Origin of the sequence: Coprococcus hominis (ex Arizal et al. 2022) (assembly GCF_040094675.1) — a bacterium.
In the GTDB taxonomy this organism is placed as follows: Bacteria; Bacillota; Clostridia; order Lachnospirales; family Lachnospiraceae; genus Coprococcus_C; species Coprococcus_C hominis.
This window is the reverse complement of record NZ_JBBNHG010000003.1, coordinates 1-2,225: the sequence shown is the minus strand read 5'-3', so window position 1 is coordinate 2,225 and position 2,225 is coordinate 1. Positions and strand designations below refer to the sequence as shown.

Here is a 2,225-nt window from a genome sequence, read left to right as displayed (position 1 = left end):
TAAATATCTGCAATTTTCAAGGTTCATTTGAGCCTATTTTTCTTCGGCTCGTTTTTCATAGCTTACTTGACACTATCCAATCAAGTATTGCTTCATTTTCTCGCGGATACGGGTCAGCCGGACAGAAATATTTTTTTCTGAAAGCCCTACAAACTCGGCTATGTCCTTGTAGCTGTCGGAAAACCAATAGCGGCGCATAAAGATAACGCGGTTTTCGATAGTCAGCGTGTCTAAAAAAGACTCAATGATACAGGCTAACTCTCTGACCTCGATTTCTTCTTCAATGTTTTTCTGGTCTGCAATACAGGCTTCAATTTCCTCCAAAGCAATCGTGTAATGACTGCTTCGTTTGGCTGCTTCCTTTCTCCAATAGATTTTGAGCGAAATATTCCGAACGATTTTCAAAAGATACGACAACAATGGGTTAGGTCGTGCTGGGGGAATGGCGTTCCATGCACCTAAATAAGCGTCGTTTACACATTCCTCCGCGTCCTGTCTGCTCCCTACTATATGGTAGGAAAGATTGTGACAGGCTTTTCCATATTTTATGTCCAGTTCCCGTATGCCCTGTTCCGAACGCTCAAAAAACATTTCTATGATTTTTTCATCGTCTATCATCACACCGCCTCCTTACCGGCTTCACTCATATACTACGGTTTCAGCGGCAAACACTACATCTAATCCGAAACTTTTTTCAAAAAATTACCATTTTGCTTTATTATAAAATACATAATCGCAGAACATGCAACTCCTACAGGATATGTTATTGTCATAGATGCCATTCATATAATTGTTCACACTAGACATTTTATAATACCTCCATTCTTTCATTAGGCTTTCGCATTAAAAACCGCCTCAAATGATATGTTTATAACTGTTTCTGTTCTCATCCGTTACAGCAAGTCCTGTTAATCCGGTATTCGGATCAATCCAGTCTCCATTTTTGTCATACTGGCTCATCAGGTTCTTAATTGCCTGAACATTTGTAAACATTGCACCGTTTCCATTTTTCATCATCTCACTCAGTACTGCTTTATACTTTTTACTGTTTGTGTCGATCCCTGCTGCTTTTAATTGTTTCTGTACAGAACTGCTATTCATTTGATAATCTGGATTACCAAAGACTGTTGGTTTATCCTTCAGAATGTACAAGCGATCAGATAACCACCATTCTTGCACTTGTAGAAGCCTATCTTCGTACATATAAAACCCATGAAACAGAATAGCAGAAAGATTTTGATTTTCTCTTGATTATTTCTGCATTTTTCTGGATAAAAACAGGGCGGTCAGCTCTCCATAGCCTTCCACCCTGTCATCTTATCTTTTCATAGAAGAAACTATTGATTATATTGGCAATTCACAATCTTTTAGCCAAAATCGCAGTTCCAACCAAAGTACCGATTTGATATTTTCCTTTTACCGAACCTTCTTATGCCTTAATATCAAAACTTGATCTATCAGGTACAGAAATACTCACAGATCCTGCTACAAGGCTTTGTGTCATACTTTTTACATCAGTACCAGTTACGGATAAGGTATAATCACCCGTTTCCTTTCTTTCTGCCGATTTTTCTGCACGTTTCTTTGCAGCTTTTTCTTCCTCTGCTTTTTTAGCAGCTCTTTTCTCTTTTACTTTTTCCTCTTTTTCTCTGTTCTCTTTTGCTTTTCGTTCAGCATTCTCTTTCGCTATTTTCCCATCTGGATCATTTGTACAAGATGCTGTCTCTATAATATTTCCGTTTGCATCAATCATATAACTCTGATTTGTCACAGTGCCCAAACATCCATTAATCGTATCTTTTGTACAATCCGGAATGGCTGCTAAGTTTTCCTCCAAATACTTTGCTTTTTCCGGATCATTCATGCACTTTTGTAAAAATGCACTTGAAACAGATACCGTTGTCGGAATACCCTGCATTGAAGTCAGCCCTATATTCATATAATGGTATTTTCCTTGCAAGTATTTTGAATAATCATTTACATTACTATACCCTGTCTTAATCTGCTCTGTTTTTGTCACACCGGGACGTGATGTTTTTAATTCAACTGTACTTGTTGTCACGTTGCCATCTTTTGTATTTGTACTATCCTTTTCACTATCTGTTTTTTTTACAGTATTCTTATAATTTGAAGCATAATACGATGTGTAACTGCTGTTATTGATACCTGTAATTGCCATAATCCTACCTCCCTGTTATTGAAACTTAAAATAATTTCTATTATAT

2 protein-coding genes and 1 pseudogene are annotated in these 2,225 nt (G+C 37.3%); all 3 read right to left on the bottom strand.

The genetic code is table 11. The annotated features are described in order from the left end of the window. Positions 1-72: 72 nt before the first annotated feature. A complete protein-coding gene (locus AAAT93_RS00045; RefSeq protein ID WP_227573523.1) occupies positions 73-618 on the bottom strand; it encodes an RNA polymerase sigma factor in 546 nt (181 codons plus the stop codon). Between the two features lie 240 nt (positions 619-858). Continuing rightward, positions 859-1,152, bottom strand: a pseudogene (locus AAAT93_RS00040) (DUF3879 family protein); the annotation flags it as partial. A 277-nt stretch (positions 1,153-1,429) separates the two neighbouring features. Then, on the bottom strand, positions 1,430-2,179 hold the full coding sequence (locus AAAT93_RS00030) for a hypothetical protein (RefSeq protein ID WP_118375750.1): 750 nt from the start codon (positions 2,177-2,179) through the stop codon (positions 1,430-1,432). Positions 2,180-2,225 lie beyond the last annotated feature (46 nt).